General features: G+C 43.1%; 1 protein-coding gene. It reads right to left on the bottom strand.

The annotated features are described in order from the left end of the window. Positions 1-545 (bottom strand): DEAD/DEAH box helicase family protein (locus ACFINO_RS11515; protein ID WP_375655984.1); only part of this gene is annotated, 545 nt, incomplete at both ends.

Below are 545 nucleotides of genomic sequence, written 5' to 3'. Positions count from 1 at the left end.
GTAGCAGGGAGAACAAGATCTGATGTTTCCATGCCAACAATATCATCTTGATTTTTACGACGCTTGCCTACTTTCGTATCAGAACACACGGCAAAGGAACGCAACGGGACTTGTGCATCGGCTGTCCATTCACGGATTGTTTGCGAGACTAAAGCCAGAGAAGGTACCAGAAACAAAACACGCTTGCCTTTCCCAGCAAGGGTTTCTGCTATCTTCAAACTGGTGAAAGTCTTCCCCGTACCACATGCCATAATCAGCTTGCCACGGTCTGCTTCTTTTAAACCTTCACAGACTTTCTTGATGGCTTCTTCTTGATGGGGACGAGGCTCTTTTGTTGATTTCAGAACAACTTCTTTTTTCGTTGCAAATATTTGCCAGTCTATACGACTGTTTTCCATATGACGAAGGTCAATACGATAAACGGGTATCGCTTGTCCTTTAATCATGGCATTCACATTGTCACTTAATTCCACTTCTGTGCTGTCAACGAGAAGTCGATATTTAAAGATGTCTTTTCCAGATGCCGCGATAAAGCTATCAATATC

This window comes from Bartonella sp. AA83SXKL (assembly GCF_042196965.1).
GTDB lineage: Bacteria > Pseudomonadota > Alphaproteobacteria > Rhizobiales > Rhizobiaceae > Bartonella.
This window is presented reverse-complemented; position numbering and strand designations above follow the sequence as displayed.